The organism is Marinifilum fragile, from assembly GCF_963677365.1.
GTDB classification, from domain to species: Bacteria; Bacteroidota; Bacteroidia; order Bacteroidales; family Marinifilaceae; genus Marinifilum; species Marinifilum fragile.
In genome coordinates this window covers 3,567,903-3,590,447 of record NZ_OY781962.1, presented here as the reverse complement: position 1 = coordinate 3,590,447, position 22,545 = coordinate 3,567,903, and the positions used below count along the sequence as shown (strand labels likewise).

Here is a 22,545-nt window from a genome sequence, read left to right as displayed (position 1 = left end):
TTAATAGAAAATCATTGCAAAATATGAATATTCAATGAAAAACAGACAACTACTTAGCAAAAAGTAGATTTATGGTAATAAAAAAGCCTGATCATTGATCAGGCTTTCAGTATCCAAATTTAAATGGAATTAAAAATTGTATGTAATACCAACACCTGGTAACCAAGCTCTGTATTTGTATTCTCCTGCAAAACCTGAGTTGCTATCCACTCTGTCCACTTTTTCTCCTTCATTGTATAGTAATGAAGCATCTAAGCTAAGCTTGTTGTTAAGTTTATAAGAAAAACCTAATGAAATGCCTACTTTGTTCGCTCCTGGAGTTTCAGGAGTATAGTACATATCATTTGTTGGTGTTTCGTCGAAATATAAACCAGCATAAAGATCTAATTTTTCATTAGCAGTGTATCTTGCACCAAATCTCCAAGTCATTGTATTGTCCCAGTCTCTTGTACTTTCAGAATCGGCAAGAACAGGAATCATTACATTAGGGATGCTAGGATGAGGAATAGAAGTATTTTTTTCAAAATCAAAATTCAATGATTTGTATGCATTCCATTTAATAAAGTTTGCATCAGCAGAAACCAACCACTTATCGTTGATCTGGTATGCAAAACCAATATTTAAACTTGCAGGAAGTGGTAATGATGCTGCAACTCCTCCATCAGGGAAAAGTGCAGAAATACCTTCAGGAACAGTAAAATCAGCATCTGCATCAGAATATTCAAGGTCAACATCTACTTGCGATCTGTATGAAATACCAATGTTTAATTTTTCAGTAGGTTGCAAGAAAACTCCAAGGTTATAACCATACTGAATGTTGTTTCCTGAAATATTTACTGAACCAAAAACTGGATCAGCTGATCCAACAAGAGGTCCTACATTTACCGCTCTGTTTAAATCTTCTTCTCCATAAACAATATTTAGTCCGGCACCAACACTTAACCAGTCATTAATTTTATATGATACTGTTGGCTGAATATAAATTGCTTTTAGGGTAATGTCTTGAATTAATTGATTCCCAGACCAGTCATTTCCCCAATCCATAGTGTTTCCAAATGGAGTATATACCCCAAGACCAACAGCAAGCTTTTCGCTTACTTTCATTGATCCATATAAATAGAACGGAGTATTTGTTGGGTTATCTGTAGATTCAGTACCATTTAATCCTGTATATTCTGCTTTAGTAAAAGTGCCAAATCCACCTAATGAGAAGCTATATTTGTTACTTAATGTTGCCAATGCACCTGGGTTCCATTGCATGCTGCTTGCGTCAAAGTTTAATGCAGTACCAACATGTCCCATCCCAGTTTGCTTAGCTCCCTGAAGATTAACAGCATAACCTTCTGCTTTTACATTGTATGCCATTGCAATTACAGCTATGGCTAAACAAATTCTTTTAATCATAAGTTGATGTTTTAAAATTTCGATCTGAATATAATTTAAAAACTTTGTCTTGCAAGTGTAATACAATTAAGATCAGGAGGTTGAGGTGTGTAAATATCAGTAAATCAAAATCATGCAAATATTTAGATTTATCGATAAGAAAAAGGATGGATAATTTTCAATGGTCTTTTATTAAATTTTAATACTTTTATCTTGAATAAGATATCTTTATTCAATGATATGGATAGAAACTTGAATAAAAAAACATCTGGAAATTATACTTATCAGAGTTTTAAAGAGGGGTACAGAAGCGTAACTCCTTCTTTAATTAATCGTTCTTTTGAATGGAAGGATAAACAGATTAATATTCTGTTAGAGAGTGCGATGTTGGAATTGGGGGAGCTGAATGCATTCTCTAAATTTTTTCCAAACATAAATCGTTACATTCCTTTATTTGTAGCACAAGAGGCTGTTGCTTCCAATATGATAGAAGGGAGCAAATGTAATTTATCACAAGCTTTTGTGCCTGAAAACTCAAAAAGTTTCAAACGCATATATGAGCAAAAGGAAATTAGCAATCATATCGAAGCAATAAAATGGGGAGTTAAGGAGTTAAAACGCTTTCCTTTGAGTATTCGATTGGTAAAAGAAGCTCATAAGATACTGTGCTCCGATCTTCCTCAGATGGAGGATTACGGAGGAAAAATCAGACCATATTATCATTCAAATGATAAAAAATTTGAGGATGGATTTGAATATACACCTCCCAATAAGCATGAATTAAAGATTTTGATTAATGATGGTAAAAAATTCTGGAGAAATGAATCTCTAGAATTGCCTCAGTTAATTAAAATGGCTATTTCATTATATCAATTCGAAAATATACTGCCATTTCTTGATGGTAATGGAAGAACTGCACGAACCCTTATCCTTTTCGAAATGATGGAGTTAAATTTTGTGCGCAAACCTGTCTTTTGTTTATCAGTGTTTTTTGAACGTAATAGGTTGGAATATTATCATCGACTAAATCTAATTCGATCGAAAAATGATATAGAGCAATGGATTCGTTTTTTCCTGACTGGAATCAAAGAGTCAGCTCTCTATAGTAAAGAGATTTTGAGTAATATCAACTCAATGGAGGAAAGAAATCAGAAGTTGATAGAGGAGCAAATGGGTAAGAAAAGACATCAATCTGCCAAACAATTGATTACAGAGTTCTATTCCAAGCCATTTTTATCGGTAAATGATATCAAAGAAAAGTTGGGACTGAGCTTTCAATCAGCCAATTTACTCATAAAAGAATTTGAGAATATTGGATTGGTTAAAGAGCTGGTTGGAGCTAGAAGGAATAGACTTTTTTATTTGTGGGAGTATTTGCAGCTATTTGAATTATAGAAAAGCCGATTCAGTAAAGAATCGGCTTTTTATTATTAATTGTGATTTACCCTAATACCTCTTTCATTTTCTTGCCTATATCTGCAGGTGATTCAACTACGTGAATTCCAGCTGCAGCGAGAGCCTTCATTTTTTCTTCGGCAGTACCTTTACCGCCAGCAATAATTGCTCCGGCATGTCCCATTCGTTTACCAGGAGGTGCTGTTTGACCTGCGATAAATGCAACAACAGGCTTGTCAACATTCTCTGCAATGTAAGCTGCAGCAGTTTCTTCATCCGAACCTCCAATTTCACCAATTAGTACGATGGCTTCAGTTTTTGGATCTTCATTCAGCAATTTCACTGCATCAATATGACGGGTTCCAATAATAGGGTCACCACCAATACCAATGGCAGTTGACTGGCCAAAACCAGCTTCACCCAATTGGTGCACTGCTTCGTAGGTTAATGTACCCGAACGTGAGACGATACCAATGGTTCCTGGCTTGTGAATAAATCCAGGCATGATACCAATTTTTGCTTCACCAGGAGTAATTACACCCGGACAGTTTGGACCCACTAAAGTTGTATTTGGATATTTCTTTAAGTATTCGTGAACTTCCAGCATATCAAGTGCAGGAATTCCTTCAGTAATACAAATCACCAAAGCAATGCCAGCCTCAGCAGCTTCCATGATCGCATCGGCTGCGAATGGAGGTGGAACAAAAATTACAGATGCATTGGCGCCAGTTTTTTCAACCGCACCTTTCATAGTGTTGTAAATTGGCACTTTGTCCATGAACATTTGGCCTCCTTTTCCTGGAGTTACACCTGCTACAACATTGGTTCCATATTCAATCATTTGTTGGGTGTGGAACGCACCTTCTGAACCAGTGATTCCCTGAACCACTAGTTTTGTATTTTTATCAACTAGTACACTCATTATGCTTCGATGGTTTTTAGGGTGGATACAACTTTTTCTGCAGCATCTCTTAATTCGGTAGCTGCAATAATATTCATGCCTGATTCTTCAAGTAGTTTTTTCCCTTCCTCGGCATTTGTTCCTTGTAAACGAACTACTATAGGAACTTCTGTATCGATATTTTTAATGGCTTCGATAACACCTTTGGCAACCCTGTCGCAACGAACAATACCACCAAAAATATTAATCAATACTGCCTTTACATTCTTATCTGACAGGATAATTCTAAAACCTTTTTCAACAGTTTCAGCAGAAGCTCCACCACCAACATCAAGGAAGTTTGCAGGCTCGCCACCTGTTAGTTTAATAATATCCATAGTTCCCATTGCCAAACCAGCACCGTTCACCATACATCCTATATTTCCTTCCAACTTGATGTAGTTCAAACCAGATCTACCAGCCTCAATTTCCAAAGGCTCCTCTTCGTCTAAATCACGAAGTGCTATAATATCCTTATGACGATACAAAGCATTGTCATCGAAGTTGGCTTTTGCATCCAAAGCTAAAACATCTCCTTCTTTGGTAACCACCAAAGGGTTAATTTCAAACAATGAAGCATCGGTTCCCATGTAGGCTTTGTAAAGTGCCATAAAGAATTTAACAGCATTTTTAAAAGCATCTCCTGTCATGTTCAAAGCAAAAGCCATTTGTCTTGCCTGGAATGGACGCAATCCAACAGCAGGATCAACAGCAACTTTTACAATTTTTTCTGGAGTTTCTTCTGCTACTTTTTCAATTTCCATTCCTCCTTCGGTTGATACCATAAAGGTTACCATTGAAGTGGCACGGTCAAGAACTATTCCTGCGTACAACTCTCTGTCAATATTGGAAGCAGCTTCAATAAGTACTTTCTTCACTAGTTTTCCTTCAGGACCAGTTTGATGAGTTACCAAAGTCATACCTAGGATGTCGTTGGCATATTGAGAAACATCTTGTGCCGTTGGAGCAAATTTAACTCCACCACCTTTTCCTCTACCTCCGGCGTGAATTTGGGCTTTAACAACTACCGGTAAGCCAATTTCGGCTGCGGCCTCTTCAGCTTCCTTTACCGAGAATGCGATTTTGCTTTCCGGAACAGGAACACCAAACGAGCGTAAAATTTCTTTTGCTTGATATTCGTGAATCTTCATTCTATAAAAATTTTTTGTTAGGCTTGGAATGACCTGCAAAAGTTCTGCTGGTATTGTTTTACTTGATTTTGAACAGATTTAGGCAAGTCGGTTAATAATGATACAAATGTTTAATTTTTAGATGAACCTAAATATATAAATATCTGCATGGAATAAAAAGGTGATTTATCAGAAATTTAAAGAATTTCGCATCTTTAATTTACGTTTTTGTGTAAGTTGTTGGAATTCATTGATAATACAAGGTGTTATTCTTTTTCGATGGGTTTATAGATTGTGACAATATGTTTTGATGGTGGTAAAACTTTCGATAATTTATAAATAATAGAGTAACTTCATGGCAAATTCAAATTTGCATGTACCCAGTTGAGCTTCGTTTAGATATTTTTTCACTTCTGATCCTGTTGGGGATTTTTCAAGGATTTTTTCTAACCTATTTTTTCCTGAACAAAGAAAATCGTATGGTTTTATCCAATCGTGTTTACGGGTTTCTATTATTAAGTCTTTCCCTTTTGATTTTTGATCATTGGTTGAATTATACAGGCTACATGACTCGGGTAATTTTCATTGATAATTTTTCTGAGCCGTTGAATTTTGCCATTGCACCTATTTGCTATCTATATATAAGATATAGTTTGAAACCTAATTTCAAGAGACGGGATTATTGGCACTTTGCGTTTTTTGCCTTTTATATTTTCTACTCTTTCTTCTATTTTTTACAGACAGATGAATTCAAATTTAATTCGTTTGTTTGGGTAAATCACCCTGATTGGGAAAGAATTCAAGTCATACAAAAATTTAGTGATGATCCTTTACAACTGCGAGCCCATATTAATCAGTTAACACTTTTGCACTTTGTAGCTTATTTGGGATTTTGTATTCAGGAAATCTTGAAAGAGGTAAAAAGCAAAAAGCTGCAATTTTGGAAATTGAAAAATCAACAATTAAGATGGTTACGAAATTTATGCCTTCATTTTTTTGTTGTGATTGTCATTTTTGTACTTACCAAATCTACGCTCGGGCGCGATTTGGGTGATCATTTTATTGCATCCTATATTACCTTAATTATCTACTTGGCCAGTATTAAAGTAGTGAATGATTCTCTCTTTTTCAAGAAAAGTAATATTATAAAAGCAGCGGAGAAATATTCCAAATCTTCTTTGAGTGAATCACAAAAAGATGCGATCTTAAATCAGTTGTGCCGTGTGATGAAAAATGAGGAGTATTTTGCAAACAATATGGCATCGCTCCCACAGCTTTCAAAAAAGATTGGATACGTATCGCATCATGTTTCGCAAGTGATTAATGAGCGATTGGGAAAAAGTTTCTTTGAATGGATGGCCGAGTTGAGAGTTGAAAAGGCCAAGGAACTGCTTTCACAAAATGAAAATCAAAATATCACCATTGAGGAATTGGCCGAAAGAGTGGGATACAATTCAAAATCTTCATTCAATAAGGCATTTAAGAAGCACACTTCACAAACGCCTACTCAATTTAAGAATTCGCTGTAAATCAACATTATATGTACTAGTATCAAGTGTTTCCTTATCGGGAAACACGACTTGCCTATAATCGGATTCGTCATTTTGATTCCTTCTGTCAGATCTTTGTTTCAAACAGTAAAATAGAATCAAAATGGAAAAGTCAGAAAGAAGATACGAAATTGATTGGTTAAGAATTGTACTTATTGCAAGTGTTTTTCTCTTCCATATTGGGATGTTTTTTAATCCTTGGCATTGGCATGTGAAAAACAATGTTCAATATCCACAGTTGGTTGAACTAATGGGTTTCCTTCATTGTTGGAGAATGCCCCTCTTGTTTTTGGTTTCTGGAGCAGGAACTTTTTTGGCCCTGGGCAAAAGATCTATATTGGAATACGCGAAAGAAAGGAACAAGCGATTGATGTTACCCTTCTTCTTCGGATTATTTGCTCTGGTTCCCATACAGGTTTACCTCGAAAAATTTACCGAGTATCCATCTCTTTGGAATTTTTATACGCATGTGTTCGATGGCGTATACCCTGAGGGAAATATGAGCTGGCATCATTTGTGGTTTATTTTGTATCTCTTTTTTCTCTCCATGATTGCGATTCCAATTATTAAATGGCTACGAAGTAATCGATCTCAGAATTTTCTAAGTTTGATTAATCGAATCGCATGTAAAAAGGGAGGAATGCTTCTATTCGTCATTCCAATTCTCATTTCTCAATTAATATTGCGTCAATTCTGGCCCAATAGTACCCATGGGTTTATTGATGATTGGGCTTATATGTTCATGTATTTTCTCTATTTTATTTATGGATATTTATTTGCAAACAGTAAAGAAATGACGAAAAGTGTTATCTCTCATCGATACCTGAATGTTTTGGTTGCCATCTCTGTTTATATTTGCTATAGAGTTGGAGGCGAATGGATTGTTAATGATACAGTATACCGATATTTTCATACCATAATGGATATCATGCTTGCTTGGTCTACAGGTATTGCAGTTTTGGGTTTTTTCTGTAGATACATGAGATTCAATTCCCCATTTCGTAAACATGCCAATGAGGCCATTTATCCTTTTTATTTGCTACACCAGCCAATTATTTTATTGATAGGTTTTTATATTAAAGATATGGAAATGAACATTGTTGTTAAAGCTCTTTATCTTACCATAGCTTCTTTTGCAACAAGTGTTGGTATTTATTTATTACTAATTCGGCCGTTTAATTTTATGAGAGTTTTATTTGGACTTAAGGCACGAAAGAAAGAACAATTACAATTAAAGAGAGTTTAAATAAAATAGAGCAATTAAAAAATCAGTATAAAGTTCATTTGTTGGGTGAACTTTTTCTTATATAGAATGATTTCTCTTTTAAAAAAGGGAAAACATGTAAAAACTCCCATTTATCGATTTTTTTGAATATTCTCCCGATTAAATGTCTGATGAACGCATTCTATTTTGTAATTTCAAACTCAAACAGAAAACATGAGAACCATTTTACCATTTAGTGGCCATAGGTGGTAAATTTATTTCAGAGTTTAAATACTATTCTGGATATTTCTCGGAGCCAATAAATTGTTCTAATTTTAATTAAATCAATTTTAAAAACAGATAAAAATGAGTGGATACTTTAACAAGGTAAAAGATTACCTATTGAACTTAGAATACAACATTGTACAGGAAAATTTAGCAGAAGAACTATTCGTAGTTGAGAATCCTGATGGTGGAATTGCAAACCTGATTGTTGATTGTGAAGATCCGATTTTGATTATTGAAGGATTACTTTTCGAAATTAATGGAGATACGAATGATATTTATAAATCATTACTAATGAAAAACAGGGAAATTGTACATGGTGCTTTTACTTTAGACGAAACAGGTACTAAGGTATTGTTCCGTGATACTCTTCAACTGGAAAATCTGGATCAGAATGAATTGGAAGCTACTTTAAATTCATTGGAATTATTGCTGAGTGAATACTCGGAGGAGATTATTTCATTTTCAAAATTGTAAACGATAAAACATTAAAATAAAATGGGAATTTTTAGCAGACTATTTAATGTGGGTAAAGCAGAAGCTCACGCAGCTATAGATAAATTAGAGGATCCTATTAAGATGACCGAACAAGGGATCAGAGATCTTAAAAAGGATTTGGACAAGAGCTTACAAGCTTTGGCGGAAGTGAAAGCTTTAGCGATCAGAAGTAAAAGAGAATTAAACGAACAAAAGTCGTTGGGACAGAATTACGAGCAAAAAGCGATTCTTCTATTACAAAAAGCTGAAAAGGGTGATTTAGATGTTGCAGAGGCAGAGCGTTTGGCAACGGAAGCACTTGCCAGAAAAGAAGAGGCAGTTGCAAACGTAGCACGTGCCCAAGAAGAGGTGATCCGATTCGATCAAAACATCAGTCAGCTTGATGCCAATGTAAAGAAGTTGAAATCAACGATTACTCGTTACGAGAATGAATTGCGTACTTTAAAGGCTCGCGCTCGTGTAAGTTCTGCAACGCAAAAAATCAACAAGCAACTTTCTGGAATTGATAGTTCTGGAACTGTGTCAATGTTGGAAAAAATGAAAGACAAAGTTGCTCAGCAAGAGGCTATGGCTGAAGCTTACGGAGAAATTTCTGTAGAAAACAGAAGTTTGGATGAGGAAATTGATGCAACTTTAAATGAAACAAACGTTAAAGCTTCGAATGCCTTGGAAGAGTTAAAGGCTAAGATGAAGAATAAAGAATAGTAGTTTTATTTGACTATAAATGCAAAACTAACGCAAATAATGCCGATAGATAGCTATAATGCAATCATGAACGCAGTGAAATGAGTGGATATTTGGCTACTAATCGGTATTACAAATTGAACGAAATTAAAAATGGGATTAGCCGATTTTTTTAAAAGAAAAAAACAGCCATCGTACGACAGCACCAATATCCGGGTAACCGACCTGGATGTTGGTTTTGTTTTTGAATACGATCTTGAAAGTTGGGAAGTACAAGCTTGCTTTGAATACGATTGGGGTGATAATTTCTATACTCAGGAATTCAAGATTTTTAATGGTGCAAAAACCATGTTTTTAGCTGTTGAGGACGATGATGAGGTGTACCTTTCCATATCAGAAAAGATTAAAACAAGGCAACTGGGCGAAGAGGTACACGAATCACTGTTAGGAAAACAAAAAGCTCCAGTATCATTTGAGTATCAAGGGAAAAAGTATTTTATGGATAAGGAATCTCCTGGTTTTTTTAATGATGTAGCCAAAGGAGATGAATGGATTGAATTTATTTCCTGGGACTATGAAGATGAGTCAGGTGAGTTTGTGATTTGCATTGAACAATGGGATGAACAAGAGTTTGAAGCCTCTGCAGGAAAACGAATCAAAGAATTCGAAATCTCTAATATCTTACCTAAAGAAATTACGAATTAATAATTCGGAATTACGAGTTCCACGATTTTTTAATTGTAACGGATCTTTCGTAATGCTTAATTAAAAACGAAGTTATAATGAATAGCACAGCAAAAGTTGTACTTGGGATCATCGTATTGTTTTTTATTGTGAAAACATGTGGAAGTTGCGATTCTTCCACATCTCGCCAACGATCATCAGGCTCTCAAGTATCAAAAACATGGCAAAAATCACCGGTTGATGAGTTGATTAAAGAATTGAATGGAGAGCAAAATTTTTCTATCATTCTATTCGATATGGATGCAAGTGAATCAGGAAAAGATTACAGACATCAGTACCAGGTATTGATAGAAAAACCAGATACTATTCTTGAGAAGAAAACAGGATGGAGAGAAGTTAGTGAGACTTTTTTCTCGCAACACATAAATGATATGGGAATGGAAATTGCCTCAAAAAAGGATGGCAAGCTCACCAAGCAAGCTGTTCCGGCAGGTTATAATCATTATGTGGGCAATGAGAAGTACGGACGATGGGAAAATCGAGGAGGATCTTCTTTCTGGGCATTCTATGGGCAATATGCATTTATGTCGTCGATGTTTAATATGATGACTTACCGTCGATCATATTGGGACGATTACAACCGAGGTGGTTATTATGGTGGATCAAGAGGATATTATGGACCACGAGGAGGAAGTCCTGTTTATGGCACCAAAAGTTATACATCCTCAACATCAGGAAAGACTAGTACTTGGGCAAGTAAGCCTAATACTTTTAAAGATCGCGTAAGAAGTAAGGTGAGTCGCTCGACAAGTCAGTCTGGTAGATTTAGCTCTACACGTTCAAAATCTTCAAGTACTGTTAATAAGAGGACAAGCAGAAGTTCTTCCAGATACAGGTCAAGTCGTTCTACACGCTCACGCAGTGGTGGATTTGGTAAATAATATTGGTGTATAACTCATAGATTTAAAAATATGATTTCATTATCAGAGATTTCTTATATCATTTACGATGCTGTGGTTTATATCGCTGTGGCATTTGCCATTTTCCTGATTGGAAAATTTGTTTATCAGCTGCTTCATCCTTCGTTTAAGGTAAAGGAAGAGTTGGTTAAGAAAGATAACTTTGCTTTTGCCATTGCACATGTTGGTTACTATGTTGGCTTGTTATTGGCTATTGGTAGTGCCATTGTTGGTCCTTCAAATGGATTAGTTAACGACATTATTGATATTGCAGTTTACGGATTGTTGGCAATTGTTCTTTTAAACTGTTCCATCTTCCTTTCAGATTATTTAATGCTTCGTAATTTCTCTATCCGTAAGGAGATTATTGAAGATCAAAATGCGGGAACAGGAATTATTGAAGGTGCTGTTTCGGTTGCATCAGGTTTAATCATTTTTGGTGCAGTTTCAGGCGAAAGTGGCGATATGCTTTTCGGAATACTAACAGCAGTGGTGTTTTGGGCCTTTGGTCAGCTGGCTTTAATTCTTACCACACGTTTCTACAATTGGATTACTCCTTACAATATTCACGAACATATCGAAAAAGACAATGTAGCTGTAGGGATTGGTTTTGCTGGTGCAATTATTGCCATTGGTAACCTTATTCGTTTTGGATTGGTAGGTGATTTTGAAGGGTGGCTTCCTTCCTTTGCCGAGACGGGATTTGAATTGGTGGTAGGATTAATTCTTCTTCCGGTAATGCGTTTAATTACTGATAAAATTTTGCTTCCAGGAGAGAGATTAACCGATGAAATTATCAATCAGGAGCGTCCAAATGTAGGGGCTGCTTTGATTGAAGCTTTCGCATATATTGGTGGATCGGTATTGATCACTTGGTGCCTGTAAACAATTACGAATTCCAAATTAACAATTACGAATTAGTAAGAAACAAGAATGATATGTATTAGGCCTGAGTTTGATTTTAAACTCGTAATTCCTAATTCGTCATTTGTAATTTAATCTTTGTGTTTAAGAGTAAATCAACATTATTAAAAGCAGCAATTTTTGCTACCGGATTTTCTGGTGTAGTAGCAGAGTATATTCTATCTACATTAGCAACCTATTTTCTTGGTGATTCGACCCTGCAATGGGTTATGACCATTTCGTTAATGCTATTTTCCATGGGGCTTGGGGCTCGTTTCAGTAAGATTTTCGAGAAAGACTTATTGAAAGTGTTTTTGCTTCTCGAGTTTACATTGTCAATTCTGGTTTCATTTGCTCCTTTGCTGGTTTATACGGCATCAGCATATACCCAAGCAATTGGAATAATAATATATTCGTTGGCAGTATTGGTTGGTTTGCTGATCGGAATGGAAATTCCTTTGGTAATTAGAATTAATGATGAGTACGAGAAATTAAGATTTAACATTTCGAATATTCTTGAGAACGATTATTACGGTAGCTTATTAGGTGGCATATTTTTCGCTTTTATTGGTCTGCCTTTCTTTGGTTTAATTTATACACCATTTATTCTTGGGTTTGTAAATTTTGCAGTTTCAATTGTTGTTATGATTTTCTTATGGGATCTTTTTAAAACAAGTGAACGAAGAAATTTATCAGGGATAGCAGTTTTTATACTGGCATTTCTTACTTCAGGAACAGCCATTGCTGATAGAGTGATTAGTTATGGAGAGCAACTAAAATATGCCGATAAGGTAGTTTATGCCGAACAAACCAAATATCAACGCATTGTAATTACCCAGTGGAAAAATGATTATTGGTTGTACCTGAATGGAAACCAGCAGTTGTGTACCCGCGATGAGGTGATGTATCATGAACCTTTGGTGCATCCAGCCATGAGTTTGCATCCAAATCCTGTTAATGTTTTGGTACTGGGAGGTGGAGATGGATGTGCGGTACGTGAAATTCTAAAGTATTCGAAAGTTGAGAAGATTACTTTGGTTGATTTGGATCCAGCCATGACTGAACTTGGGAAGACACATCCGATGTTAACCAAGTTGAACGAAAATTCACTTCATCACGAAAAGGTAGTTGTGAAAAATGCTGATGGCTATACTTTTCTGCAAGAGAATGAAGACTATTATGACATTATCATTATTGATCTTCCTGATCCTCGATCAGTAGAGTTGGGGCGATTGTATTCTTATGAGTTCTACAAGCAATGTTATAGACACATGAGACCGGGTGGTGTTATTGTAACGCAAGCAGGAAGTCCATATTTTGCAACGCGTGCTTTTTCTTGTATTGTGGAAACCATGAAAAGTGCAGGATTCGAAACTGTTCCAATGCACAACCAGGTGATTACACTTGGCGAATGGGGCTGGAGTTTGGGCGTTAAACAAGCCAATGGTGATGTGAAGAAGAATTTAAGAATGCTCGAATTTGAGATACCAACTCGATGGATCAATAATGAGGCAATGGCTTTGATCACCTCCTTTGGGAAGGATTATTATCCATGGAAAAAGGATACGGTTCATGTCAATAGAATACACGAGCCAGTACTTTATAAGTATTATTTAAAAGGAAATTGGGATCTGTATTAACAATTGGTAATTAATAATACAGGAAAGTAAATTTAGAAATGTAGAGACGTAGCATGCTACGTCTTTAACCGAATAAAGACTAGTCAATGGAAACAAAATTACTAGCAGCAAAAATACATAACCTTAGGTTTTGGGTTACCGAATGTGATCCTATGATTTTAAAGGTGAGGTTTCAGAACTATCTGGAAAAGGTGGGTTTTGTGATTTTGAATTGTTCTGATCATCATTTTCCTGTTCAGGGATATACCGCTTTATGGATGTTGGCTGAATCGCATTTAGCCATTCATACTTTCCCAGATAAAGGATACACCTATGTGGAGCTGAGCTCTTGTAATCAAGGTAAATCGGAGCATTTTAAGAAATTGATTGAAGAGAGCGATTTGCAAGTGAATTGGAATGGTAAAGGCATAGAAATTTGTACACCAGATGTCAATTAGTAGTTTAATTAGCTCAGATTTTTAAAAACTATGCGCAAAAAACTAATATATCTGGCGGCATTTCTGGTCTATGTGATGGCTATTCTCTCCATTCAATGGTTCGAAAGTCAATCGCCTGATTCGAATATAAAGACGATTGGAGATGCATTTTGGTATGCAATTGTAACGCTTACCACGGTTGGTTATGGCGATTTTTATCCGGTAACACTGCCGGGTAAGATTATCGGTTTGCTTGTAATTATTGGGAGCTTAGGAATATTAGGGTTTTTAATTGGTGAAATAACGGTAAGATTTAATCAGTATATGGAAAGGAAAAAAAGTGGTTTTTGGGGAACCGATTTCGAGAATCATTATGTGATTATTGGCTGGAATGAGTTTGCTCAAAAGGTAGCAAATGAAATTATTCATGCCGGACAAAAAGTGGCCATTGTTACCAATACTAAGTCAGATTTGGATTTAATTGCTGATCTATATGCATCGAAAGATGTTTTTTCTCTTTTTGCTGATTATTCGAATATTGAGGCTTACCAAAAAGTGAATGTATCGCAATCGAAGCGTGTATTTGTGAATTTCGAGAGCGATTCTGAGACCTTGGTTTTTGTAATCAACCTGAAAAAGCATTATCCACAGTCGAATGTGGTTGTGCGTTGTGCAAATCCTAGTTTAAAAGAAACCTTTTTAAATGCTGGAATCGATCATGTTATTGCACAAAACGAGGTAGCTTCCAAACTGGTTGCGTCCTATCTGTTCGAACCACATGTTGCCACTTATACCGAAGATTTAATAGCAACCAGCGTATCGGATGAGGATTCGGATATCCAACAATACCTGATTACTGAAAAGTGCCCTTTTGCAGGATCGGATTATATGGATGCTTTTCTAAAGCTGAAAGTCGATTTTAATGCCATCCTGATAGGTTTGGTACAAGATGGTAAAATCATCAAAAATCCTGTTAAAGGAACCAATGTGCAAGTCAATAACTACCTGATTTTAATATCGAGTGGAAATAGTAAAAAGGCTTTGGAAAACTTTTTTGGGGTAAAAGAGGGAGAGTAGACCCAGATTTTCAAAGTATTTGAAGTGATTAAACATGCCTTTGCAGCTGGTGTTGATTTAAATGAATGCAAAAGTGTTACTAGTAGAGGTGTTGATTTTTAATGCTTGTATGAGTAATTTTGTAAGTAATATATCAACACAAGAATATGAAAAGAATATTATTTATTGCATCCATTATTTTATTATTCTCTTGTTCGAAGGATGATCCTAAAAGGTTAATGTATGACATTACCTATACTGTTGTTGCTTCAAATGGAGCTACGATTAATAAAGTGGAGTACAGAGATGGTAAAGGTGAATTCGTAGAGTTGTATAATGTAACTTCACCTTGGACGATTGACATTAGAGTAAGAGCAGGTCTTGGGTTGGAAGCGGCAGCCTATGGTGATGTTCCTTATCAAGGTTCATTAAGTATCACAGCAACCTGGACACCAGAAGGAGGTGCAGAACAATCGGAAACGGATACGCTACCTAATGACGATCCTAATATTGTACTTATCAAAAATGGAAGAGTAGAAATTTCAGGGAGAACTTTGCCTGACTAATATACTTTTATTCAGGTTGATATCCAACATCATCGGGTAAATTGGGAGCTTGCGAGGCCATAACAGCTAGTTGATCGGCACGTTCGTTTCCCGGAATATTGGCATGTCCCTTAACCCAAACAAATTTTACATTGTGTTTTGGATATACTTGCAGAAAGCGCATCCATAAATCAGCATTTTTTTTGCCTTTGAATCTTTTCTTTACCCAGCCAAAAACCCATTTTTTCTCTACCGCATCAACAACATATTTCGAGTCGGAGTAGATGGTAACGTCGCAACCTGGGTTCTTAAGAGCTTCCAATCCCACGATAACGGCCATCAGTTCCATTCGGTTGTTGGTAGTAAGTTTGTATCCCTGATTCAAATCCTTACGATGTTTTCCCGATATTAAAACAACTCCGTATCCTCCCGGACCTGGATTTCCACTTGCTGCACCATCGGTAAACATTGTAATCTTTGTTGACATATTTTCTTGTTTAGGTTTTATAGATCAAAAGTAAAAAAAATAAAAAAGGATGCCCGAAAATTCGAGCATCCTTTGATATTATTTTGTGAGTGGTTAATTACTTCACAATAGTCAATTCGTCGATGATGTTTTTAGCACCAGCAAATTTATCGATGATAAATAGCGTGTATCGAACATCAAGGTTGATACATCTTTGAAGGTTTTCTTCGAAGTCGATATCACCAGACATAGCTTCTGAGTTACCATCGAATGCAGTACCAATTAATTCACCATTTCCGTTAATTACCGGAGAACCTGAGTTACCACCTGTAATGTCATTGTTTGTTAGGAAACAAGTAGGTAATTTACCATTCTTATCTGCATACTGTCCGTAATCTTTAGCTTCATAAAGCTCTTTCAATTTTGCAGGAACCTGGAATTCGTGACTTCTTGGATCTTCTTTCTCCATTACACCTTTTAAAGTGGTGTAGTGGTAGTAGTAAGCACCATCTCTTGGCTCGTAACCACCAACATTACCGTAAGTTAAACGAATTGTTGAGTTTGCATCTGGAGCCATTAATTTCTTTTTGTTGATTTGTAGCAAACCATCAACGAACAAACGTCTTCCTTTGTTCAAATCTTCAGAACCATTGTATGCAGCTTTGTAAATTTTGTAGTATGCTTCCTGAATAGATGCACCAGTTTTGTATAAGAAGTCATTTTCCAATACTTCAGCTTCAGGAGCTTCAAGGAATTTGTTGAATTTAGCTTCAGTTGCGAATACTGAATTTGCATACACGTTTTCAGCAAATTTTTTGAAATCGTTGTTGTATTCTTTTTCAATTGTTTCAAAAATTGACGGACGGTTTTCCATTGCGATATGATCTGCATAGAAGGCAAATAAACCAGCCATTAATTTTTGATCGGTAGGAGCGTTATAATCTTTATAGAATCTCTTACCTGAAGCTTTTAATGCAGCAATCGCTTTTTCAATTGCTTCAGCATCTTGAGTTTCTTCTTTCAGAAGTTTTAATAACTTACCTGCTCTTGAAGCAAAACCAGGAGCTTCGGCACCTCTATCCAATGCTTCGCCAATGTATGAAGCTTGGTAAGCTGCATCTTTTCTTTCAGCATAAACTTTTTTAATCATATTTAAAGCTTCGCCATACTTCGCTGCACGTTTTGGTTTAGCGTTAGCCCACTCCAAGAATTCTTTTTCGATTTCTTTTTTGTGACCCATTGTGTTCAGCTTTTTCAATGCTTTGTTTTGCTCATTTGAGTATTTCCAGTAGTTCGCACTGCTTGCATGTTTCGAAGCGTATTGAATTCTTACCTTAGGATCTTTCAACATATCATTCATCATGATATCCAATTTTACTGTACGGATATCGTAACGGTTCTTGTTGGTAATCTTCATGGTTTCTTCCAAACCATAAGAAGTTAGGTAACGATTTGTAGTTCCAGGGAATCCCATAATCATAGCGAAATCACCTTCTTCAACTCCTTTAATAGAGATAGGTAAGTGATGCTTAGGCTTCAAAGGTACGTTGTTTTCTGAGTAAGAAGCAGGTTTGCCATCAGCACCAGTATAAATACGGAACATTGAGAAGTCAGCAGTATGACGAGGCCACATCCAGTTGTCAGTATCACCACCAAATTTACCCATTGATTGTGGAGGAGCACCTACCAAACGAACATCTTTATAAATTTCGTATACGAAAACAAAATATTGGTTGCCATTGAACATGCTTTTAACATTAGCTCTCAAGTGAGTACCTTCTTCAGCTTTTTTCTCAATAGCTGTTGCAGCTTCTTCAATCGCTTTGTAACGATCTTCTTCCGACATATCGTCTTTTACTCCTTTTAAGACATCTTTTGTTACATCTTCCATTCTTACTAAAATAGAAGCAGTAATACCAGGATTGGTTAGCTCTTCTTTTTTGCTGTAAGCCCAAAATCCGTCTGATAAATAATCATGCTCAGGAGTTGAGTGAGATTGAATTGCTCCGAATCCACAGTGGTGATTGGTTAAGAATAAACCTTGATCAGAAATAATCTCACCAGTACAGAAATGGCGGAATGGTCTTCCTTCGCTTCCTAAACCAACAATTGCATCTTTTAAACAAGATTCGTTTACTTTATAAATATCTTCAGCTGTAAGCTTAAAGCCTTTTTCCTGCATTTCTGCAGTGTTCTTTTTTAAAAGAGATAAAAGCCACATTCCTTCGTCTGCTCTTACAGTAGAGAAGCAAAGCAAAAGACTTAATCCCAATACTAATGATCTTAAGTTTCTCATTTTAGTTGAATAATTTTAAATATGCCCCAAGTTGTTGCTAATAAGTAAGCACTTGGAGCGTTTGTTGTGTCCAATTATTTTGTTGGCAAGCAAAGTTAGTATTATTCTATGTATTTTATAAATCCTATAGAAAATCCCAATTAAAGCTTGTTGTGTATTTGTCAGAAAATCAGCTATATATTCTCATGTGGTTTCGATAAAATTAGATGAACACATGGATTTTCTCGTTAAAATTGCGCTATAATAGACTGTTAATCATGTGTTTGTTAGAATTTTAGTTCCATTTGATCAGGTAGTAAACCAAAACTCTTACGATGAAATGGACTAATTCCATGTTCACGAATTGCAATTCGATGTTTTTTTGTAGGATATCCCTTGTTGCTATTCCAATCGTAATACGGAAAATCCTCATGTATTTTCATCATGAAATCGTCACGGTAGGTTTTTGCAAGTATTGAAGCCGCAGCAATTGATGCGTATTTTCCATCTCCTTTTATTACACAAGTATGTTTGATATTCTTGTATGGATTAAATCGATTGCCATCAATAAGAAGATGCTCTGGTTTGGTTTTTAATTGATCAACAGCTCTGTGCATTGCAAGAAAAGAAGCATTAAGGATATTAATTTTGTCAATCTCTTCATGATCAACAATTCCTACTGCCCATGAAATAGCTTCCTTTTCTATGGTTTCTCTTAAGAGATATCGTTTCTTTTCTGATAATTTCTTCGAATCATTCAACATTTCATTGCTGAAATTGGTCGGAAGAATTACAGCTGCAGCAAAAACCGGGCCTGCAAGGCAACCACGGCCAGCTTCGTCGCAACCAGCTTCAATGGTATTGTCATGTAAAAATGAATCAAGCATATCTGTTGAAAATTAAAATTTCGACAAATATAGTTCAAATACAATTTAGTAAGTCAGTTAAGTTATTCCTTATACTTAATGGTGCGTGCATTATCAATAAACTCTCTTTTAACTCTCCTGGGATCATTTATGATTTCATAAAATTCATCGAAATAATTTAGTACACGCTCTTTTTCCTTTTCATTTAGGTAAGGACAGCTTGTATATATTTCATAAAGAGCTTCTTTTTTCATTCGGAACTCCCTAAAAATATATTCCAAATCCTCGGCAGTTCTTTTGTATCCACGATACAACCTTTCATGGATGGATTTGATATTCAATTTCTCGTTCGGTACAGCGTAAGGAGCATTAACCAAGCTTGCCCAATCAAAATCATAAGGCACAGGTGTAGGTCTGGAAGTCGGTGTTTTGGCAATGAGTTTGATGTTATGAAGGGTTGGAACTCCCCAGTCGGTGTTGCCAACCATGTATTGAAATACCGCTAATTTGGTTACTTTCCCAATAAGCGTATGATCCTGATGAATTTTTTTCTCGTATCTGGGAATCTTACTATTTCTAACAGCCATATCTTCAAAGTCTTCTATGAAAAAGGCATATTTTTTCAATGGCCCCATTTGATTATCACTGTCCTTGTATGTAATCTCGGCAAGACGTACATTGAAACTTTCAGGAGAAAACAAATTGTACGCTTTATATATCAGGTATTCCTGAATAAGCATTTGCTGATACCTTTCGTTTTTGTTTTGACAATGGGTAACCATTTTTAGTTTTCCTTGTCCGTGAAAAAGGGAATAACTGGCATCTACTTTGTTAAACTTTATGCGGATTGGAGGAAAAGGGCAAATACTTCTATCTTTTCTGAAATTACCTCTGGTTTTTAATTGTACACTCATGGAAACAATTGAATCTCCTAAGTGGTATGAAAGTCTTCCTTTATGATATTTATTTTTTTCACCAATATCTCTTACCAAAGTTTTTAAGTCTGTGGTGATTGATAATTTTATTAAAGTATCTGATTCAAAGAGGTTAGGAGCCTTGAATATGCTATCGTTATCCAGGTCGTTTTGAGACAGGCAAAGTGAATTTATGCTACTAAGTAGTATTAGTAGAAATGAAAACACGATATATCGGATTTTCGAATTCATATATACAGTGGGTTTGTTGGTTTGAGTTGTTTTTATTCCATGCCCTTATCGCTTAATTCTGCATCTGTTAGGATGTTATTACCTTCCACATCTTTATAGAAAATAGTTAGTCTGATGCTATTTTTAGATAGGTCAATTTGGCCAATTTTAAATCTATCGATTATTAGTCCGGTTCTTGCTTCTACATCTTCTCTTAATAAGTCATGTTTATCTGGATGGATCAAATCCATTCGATCGTAAATGATGGTTCTTCGAGCCATATGTCTGCGCATCCAAATTCTTTCCATGATATAAGTCGTAAGCATGAATGCTACATTGGTAACCAATATTTCACCCAAACTAACATCTCTTCTTGCCAAAGCGTTGATAATAGAAATGGTAATTACCAGAAACAGGTAAGTCATTTCCCGAATTGGGATGGTATCGGTACGGTAGCGAATAATACCGAAAATTGCAAAAAGACCAAGAGCAAAACCAAGTTGCAAATCTATGTTCCCTAATAAGAAACAAAGGAAAAATACAGTAGTACTTATCATGATATAAGTAAAAACGTAAGTTCTTTTTCCTGTTGCCTTAAAATATACATAGTTGACAATAAAAATGGTTACAACCATGTTTAATACAAACCTAAGCAAAAGTTCAACCATGTTATTAGAAAGGATAACAGTGCTTGGTACATTTACAGTATCTAGACTAGTGAGTAGTTCCATTGTTTGTATGCTTTAACGTAATCTTTCTTTCTCTGTGTGTGCAAATATCCGATAATATTTTTGATTCTCAATCAATAAGGCTTGGTCAATGAAGTTTGGATCGCCAATAGGAACATCCATAGCAATGAGTTTAAAAGAATAAAATGGATAAACTCGCGCAACAGGTGTATGACCAAATATGATTACCATTGATTCATAAAAATCTAGCGTCTTAATTACTTCGGCAAGAGAAATTCTATCGTAACTTGGTGTTCTTGACAAATATCCTCTATACCATAAAGGACTATATGAATATAAGAATAAATCGACTAATGTAGTATCTTCAAGCTGAGTATAATTGTTTAAATGATATCGCATTTTAATATTCACATCGTCAATTTTCATTTTTTTCTCGAGAAACTTAGGCGAAATCCCTCCGTGAACAAAGAGCTGATCCCCGATTCGCATCAGAGTGTTTTTAGAACGCAACCAGCTTCCTAGAACCGTGTATTTGTCGAAAAAATGCGAGTAATGATATTTTAAGAAACGCGCTGCATGTTTGTATTTTGTATTTACGTATCGGTCATCAAACAATAAGGCCATCATTTCGTGATTGCCAATTATATAATGAACCCTTCCTCCAGCTTTTTTAGCCTGAATTTCTAACTGAAAAATTAACCAAAGACATTCGGTTACTTTATTGCCACGATCAAATACATCACCAGTAAACACGATGTGCCCATCTCCAAAAATCCAACGATTTCTATCATCTATTACCTTGTTGTAACGAAGAATACTGGTTAATGCATCGAATTCTCCATGAATATCACCCAGAACAATTATTTTATCGGCTTTTTCAAATATTCCTGATCTTGGTCTGATGTTTTTAGGAACGACATAAGTTAATGTATCGCCACCTGCAAAGCCTTTAAATATTAAGGTGTCATTTTTGTATCGATATGATCTGGATATTTTCTTGGTTTTGTTTTTAATGCTATCGTGTTGAATGTAAAAAACATCAACTCTATTATTTGAGATCTGTCTGATATGAGGTCCTTCAACATAGGAAGAAACCAACAGACTATCAGGCATAGTTTCTTGCTGGGAGTATCCATCCAAACTGCAAGAAATCAATACAAATAGAGTAATAAAAGGAAAATATATATTGAATAATCTCATTAAAATCAAACTAATTTAGAGTAGTTAAAGATAAGATTATTTTTTATTCTGAAAATTTGCTACAATTTAATTGATAGTTTCTTATAGTGTAAGAAAGAACTATTAGTTTTGCAGAAAATAGATTTTTGAATGTACACGAAAGAGGAAAAGAGAGAGTTTAGGATTCAGTTTTGGGATGGTTTCAAACGATATTCGAAGAAGCAAGGTCGAAAAATGACTTCCTGGGTTTTGAAAGGGACACAAATAAAGGAAGCACAATTAAAATTTGATTTAAATGATGATGGTGCATTTGTGATGTTGCAAATAGACAGCAAGTTTGATGTTAAGCGTTATTCAGTGTTTGATAAATTTCTGAAGTACCGACCAGTTGTTGAAGATACTTGTGGAGGTGATCTGATCTGGGATAAGAACTATTTTATTGAAGGCTTTAAAGAAGTAAGTGTGATATATTTTCAGTTGAGAGAAGCATCTGTATATAAAAAGGAGAATTGGGAAGAATATTATCAATTTTTATTTCAGAAGATGTGTTTGTTGGAAGAAGCTTTCCTTGATATAAAGGAAGTGGTTCAGAATGATTAATTTTTTTTAATACATATCAATCTGATTAACAAGCTAAAAAGATTCTGAAAGTA

General features: G+C 35.5%; 22 protein-coding genes. 13 read left to right on the top strand and 9 right to left on the bottom strand.

The window, feature by feature from the left end:
• Positions 1-129: 129 nt before the first annotated feature.
• Positions 130-1,404, bottom strand: a complete 1,275-nt coding sequence (locus ACKPCA_RS14330) for an OmpP1/FadL family transporter (protein ID WP_321279697.1) — start codon at positions 1,402-1,404, stop codon at positions 130-132.
• Between the two features lie 192 nt (positions 1,405-1,596).
• Here ACKPCA_RS14330 and ACKPCA_RS14325 point away from each other — a divergent pair, with 192 nt between their 5' ends.
• The gene (locus ACKPCA_RS14325; protein ID WP_157471429.1) at positions 1,597-2,778 is read left to right on the top strand and encodes a Fic family protein; all 1,182 of its coding nucleotides are present in this window, start codon (positions 1,597-1,599) and stop codon (positions 2,776-2,778) included.
• Positions 2,779-2,824: 46 nt separating this feature from the next.
• Here the strand turns inward: ACKPCA_RS14325 and sucD are convergent, their stop codons facing one another.
• A complete protein-coding gene (sucD, locus tag ACKPCA_RS14320) occupies positions 2,825-3,700 on the bottom strand; it encodes a succinate--CoA ligase subunit alpha (protein WP_321279696.1) in 876 nt (291 codons plus the stop codon).
• Positions 3,700-4,869 carry an ADP-forming succinate--CoA ligase subunit beta gene (gene sucC, locus ACKPCA_RS14315; protein ID WP_321279695.1) on the bottom strand — a complete coding sequence of 390 codons (1,170 nt, stop codon included), beginning with the start codon at positions 4,867-4,869 and terminating at the stop codon, positions 3,700-3,702. The genes sucD and sucC overlap by 1 nt, the downstream gene beginning before the upstream one ends.
• Positions 4,870-5,849: 980 nt before the next feature.
• Between sucC and ACKPCA_RS14310 the strand changes: the two genes are divergently transcribed.
• The 11 genes from ACKPCA_RS14310 to ACKPCA_RS14260 all read left to right on the top strand — a co-directional run bounded on the left by ACKPCA_RS14310 (position 5,850) and on the right by ACKPCA_RS14260 (position 15,293).
• Entirely contained in the window at positions 5,850-6,377 is a 528-nt protein-coding gene (locus tag ACKPCA_RS14310; protein WP_321279694.1) for a helix-turn-helix domain-containing protein, read from the top strand.
• A gap of 124 nt (positions 6,378-6,501) precedes the next feature.
• Positions 6,502-7,644 carry an acyltransferase family protein gene (locus ACKPCA_RS14305; RefSeq protein WP_321279693.1) on the top strand — a complete coding sequence of 381 codons (1,143 nt, stop codon included), beginning with the start codon at positions 6,502-6,504 and terminating at the stop codon, positions 7,642-7,644.
• A 324-nt stretch (positions 7,645-7,968) separates the two neighbouring features.
• Positions 7,969-8,364, top strand: coding sequence for a type III secretion system chaperone family protein (locus tag ACKPCA_RS14300; protein ID WP_054719486.1), 396 nt, complete (start codon positions 7,969-7,971; stop codon positions 8,362-8,364).
• 21 nt (positions 8,365-8,385) lie between these two features.
• Positions 8,386-9,090, top strand: coding sequence for a PspA/IM30 family protein (locus ACKPCA_RS14295; protein WP_321279691.1), 705 nt, complete (start codon positions 8,386-8,388; stop codon positions 9,088-9,090).
• Between the two features lie 132 nt (positions 9,091-9,222).
• Positions 9,223-9,774: a DUF4178 domain-containing protein gene (locus tag ACKPCA_RS14290; protein WP_321279689.1), complete on the top strand. Its 552-nt coding sequence runs from the start codon at positions 9,223-9,225 to the stop codon at positions 9,772-9,774.
• A 77-nt stretch (positions 9,775-9,851) separates the two neighbouring features.
• Entirely contained in the window at positions 9,852-10,694 is an 843-nt protein-coding gene (locus tag ACKPCA_RS14285; RefSeq protein WP_321279688.1) for a hypothetical protein, read from the top strand.
• A 30-nt stretch (positions 10,695-10,724) separates the two neighbouring features.
• Entirely contained in the window at positions 10,725-11,597 is an 873-nt protein-coding gene (locus tag ACKPCA_RS14280; RefSeq protein ID WP_321279687.1) for a DUF350 domain-containing protein, read from the top strand.
• A 119-nt stretch (positions 11,598-11,716) separates the two neighbouring features.
• Positions 11,717-13,255, top strand: coding sequence for a polyamine aminopropyltransferase (locus ACKPCA_RS14275; RefSeq protein WP_321279686.1), 1,539 nt, complete (start codon positions 11,717-11,719; stop codon positions 13,253-13,255).
• Between the two features lie 86 nt (positions 13,256-13,341).
• Complete coding sequence (locus ACKPCA_RS14270; RefSeq protein WP_321279685.1) at positions 13,342-13,692, top strand: S-adenosylmethionine decarboxylase; 351 nt, start codon at positions 13,342-13,344, stop codon at positions 13,690-13,692.
• Positions 13,693-13,722: 30 nt separating this feature from the next.
• Positions 13,723-14,748 (top strand): potassium channel family protein, encoded by a 1,026-nt coding sequence (locus tag ACKPCA_RS14265; RefSeq protein ID WP_054719504.1) that lies wholly within the window; start codon positions 13,723-13,725, stop codon positions 14,746-14,748.
• A 146-nt stretch (positions 14,749-14,894) separates the two neighbouring features.
• Positions 14,895-15,293, top strand: coding sequence for a hypothetical protein (locus ACKPCA_RS14260; protein ID WP_321279684.1), 399 nt, complete (start codon positions 14,895-14,897; stop codon positions 15,291-15,293).
• A gap of 7 nt (positions 15,294-15,300) precedes the next feature.
• On the opposite strand, the gene rnhA is transcribed toward ACKPCA_RS14260, so the two are convergent.
• The 6 genes from rnhA to ACKPCA_RS14230 all read right to left on the bottom strand — a co-directional run bounded on the left by rnhA (position 15,301) and on the right by ACKPCA_RS14230 (position 21,913).
• The gene (gene rnhA / locus ACKPCA_RS14255) at positions 15,301-15,759 is read right to left on the bottom strand and encodes a ribonuclease HI (RefSeq protein WP_054719509.1); all 459 of its coding nucleotides are present in this window, start codon (positions 15,757-15,759) and stop codon (positions 15,301-15,303) included.
• Positions 15,760-15,856: 97 nt separating this feature from the next.
• Positions 15,857-18,034: a S46 family peptidase gene (locus tag ACKPCA_RS14250; RefSeq protein ID WP_321279683.1), complete on the bottom strand. Its 2,178-nt coding sequence runs from the start codon at positions 18,032-18,034 to the stop codon at positions 15,857-15,859.
• 266 nt (positions 18,035-18,300) lie between these two features.
• Positions 18,301-18,900 carry a ribonuclease HII gene (locus tag ACKPCA_RS14245; RefSeq protein WP_321279682.1) on the bottom strand — a complete coding sequence of 200 codons (600 nt, stop codon included), beginning with the start codon at positions 18,898-18,900 and terminating at the stop codon, positions 18,301-18,303.
• Between the two features lie 62 nt (positions 18,901-18,962).
• Positions 18,963-20,045, bottom strand: a complete 1,083-nt coding sequence (locus tag ACKPCA_RS14240) for a hypothetical protein (RefSeq protein ID WP_321279681.1) — start codon at positions 20,043-20,045, stop codon at positions 18,963-18,965.
• Positions 20,046-20,077: 32 nt separating this feature from the next.
• Positions 20,078-20,755 carry a DUF4956 domain-containing protein gene (locus tag ACKPCA_RS14235; RefSeq protein WP_083464629.1) on the bottom strand — a complete coding sequence of 226 codons (678 nt, stop codon included), beginning with the start codon at positions 20,753-20,755 and terminating at the stop codon, positions 20,078-20,080.
• A gap of 12 nt (positions 20,756-20,767) precedes the next feature.
• The gene (locus ACKPCA_RS14230) at positions 20,768-21,913 is read right to left on the bottom strand and encodes a metallophosphoesterase (protein WP_321279679.1); all 1,146 of its coding nucleotides are present in this window, start codon (positions 21,911-21,913) and stop codon (positions 20,768-20,770) included.
• Positions 21,914-22,042: 129 nt separating this feature from the next.
• On the opposite strand from ACKPCA_RS14230, the gene ACKPCA_RS14225 reads away from it, so the two are divergent.
• Positions 22,043-22,492: a DUF4268 domain-containing protein gene (locus ACKPCA_RS14225; RefSeq protein ID WP_054719526.1), complete on the top strand. Its 450-nt coding sequence runs from the start codon at positions 22,043-22,045 to the stop codon at positions 22,490-22,492.
• Positions 22,493-22,545 lie beyond the last annotated feature (53 nt).

Excerpts from the sequence above, each read along its gene's own strand:
- ACKPCA_RS14330 (WP_321279697.1), bottom strand. The coding sequence starts at position 1,404 with ATGATTAAAAGAATTTGTTTAGCCATAGCTGTAATTGCAATGGCATAC.
- sucD (WP_321279696.1), bottom strand. The coding sequence starts at position 3,700 with ATGAGTGTACTAGTTGATAAAAATACAAAACTAGTGGTTCAGGGAATC.
- sucC (WP_321279695.1), bottom strand. The coding sequence starts at position 4,869 with ATGAAGATTCACGAATATCAAGCAAAAGAAATTTTACGCTCGTTTGGT.
- ACKPCA_RS14305 (WP_321279693.1), top strand. The coding sequence starts at position 6,502 with ATGGAAAAGTCAGAAAGAAGATACGAAATTGATTGGTTAAGAATTGTA.
- ACKPCA_RS14300 (WP_054719486.1), top strand. The coding sequence starts at position 7,969 with ATGAGTGGATACTTTAACAAGGTAAAAGATTACCTATTGAACTTAGAA.
- ACKPCA_RS14295 (WP_321279691.1), top strand. The coding sequence starts at position 8,386 with ATGGGAATTTTTAGCAGACTATTTAATGTGGGTAAAGCAGAAGCTCAC.
- ACKPCA_RS14290 (WP_321279689.1), top strand. The coding sequence starts at position 9,223 with ATGGGATTAGCCGATTTTTTTAAAAGAAAAAAACAGCCATCGTACGAC.
- ACKPCA_RS14285 (WP_321279688.1), top strand. The coding sequence starts at position 9,852 with ATGAATAGCACAGCAAAAGTTGTACTTGGGATCATCGTATTGTTTTTT.
- ACKPCA_RS14280 (WP_321279687.1), top strand. The coding sequence starts at position 10,725 with ATGATTTCATTATCAGAGATTTCTTATATCATTTACGATGCTGTGGTT.
- ACKPCA_RS14270 (WP_321279685.1), top strand. The coding sequence starts at position 13,342 with ATGGAAACAAAATTACTAGCAGCAAAAATACATAACCTTAGGTTTTGG.
- ACKPCA_RS14265 (WP_054719504.1), top strand. The coding sequence starts at position 13,723 with ATGCGCAAAAAACTAATATATCTGGCGGCATTTCTGGTCTATGTGATG.
- ACKPCA_RS14260 (WP_321279684.1), top strand. The coding sequence starts at position 14,895 with ATGAAAAGAATATTATTTATTGCATCCATTATTTTATTATTCTCTTGT.
- rnhA (WP_054719509.1), bottom strand. The coding sequence starts at position 15,759 with ATGTCAACAAAGATTACAATGTTTACCGATGGTGCAGCAAGTGGAAAT.
- ACKPCA_RS14250 (WP_321279683.1), bottom strand. The coding sequence starts at position 18,034 with ATGAGAAACTTAAGATCATTAGTATTGGGATTAAGTCTTTTGCTTTGC.
- ACKPCA_RS14245 (WP_321279682.1), bottom strand. The coding sequence starts at position 18,900 with ATGCTTGATTCATTTTTACATGACAATACCATTGAAGCTGGTTGCGAC.
- ACKPCA_RS14240 (WP_321279681.1), bottom strand. The coding sequence starts at position 20,045 with ATGAATTCGAAAATCCGATATATCGTGTTTTCATTTCTACTAATACTA.
- ACKPCA_RS14235 (WP_083464629.1), bottom strand. The coding sequence starts at position 20,755 with ATGGAACTACTCACTAGTCTAGATACTGTAAATGTACCAAGCACTGTT.
- ACKPCA_RS14230 (WP_321279679.1), bottom strand. The coding sequence starts at position 21,913 with ATGAGATTATTCAATATATATTTTCCTTTTATTACTCTATTTGTATTG.
- ACKPCA_RS14225 (WP_054719526.1), top strand. The coding sequence starts at position 22,043 with ATGTACACGAAAGAGGAAAAGAGAGAGTTTAGGATTCAGTTTTGGGAT.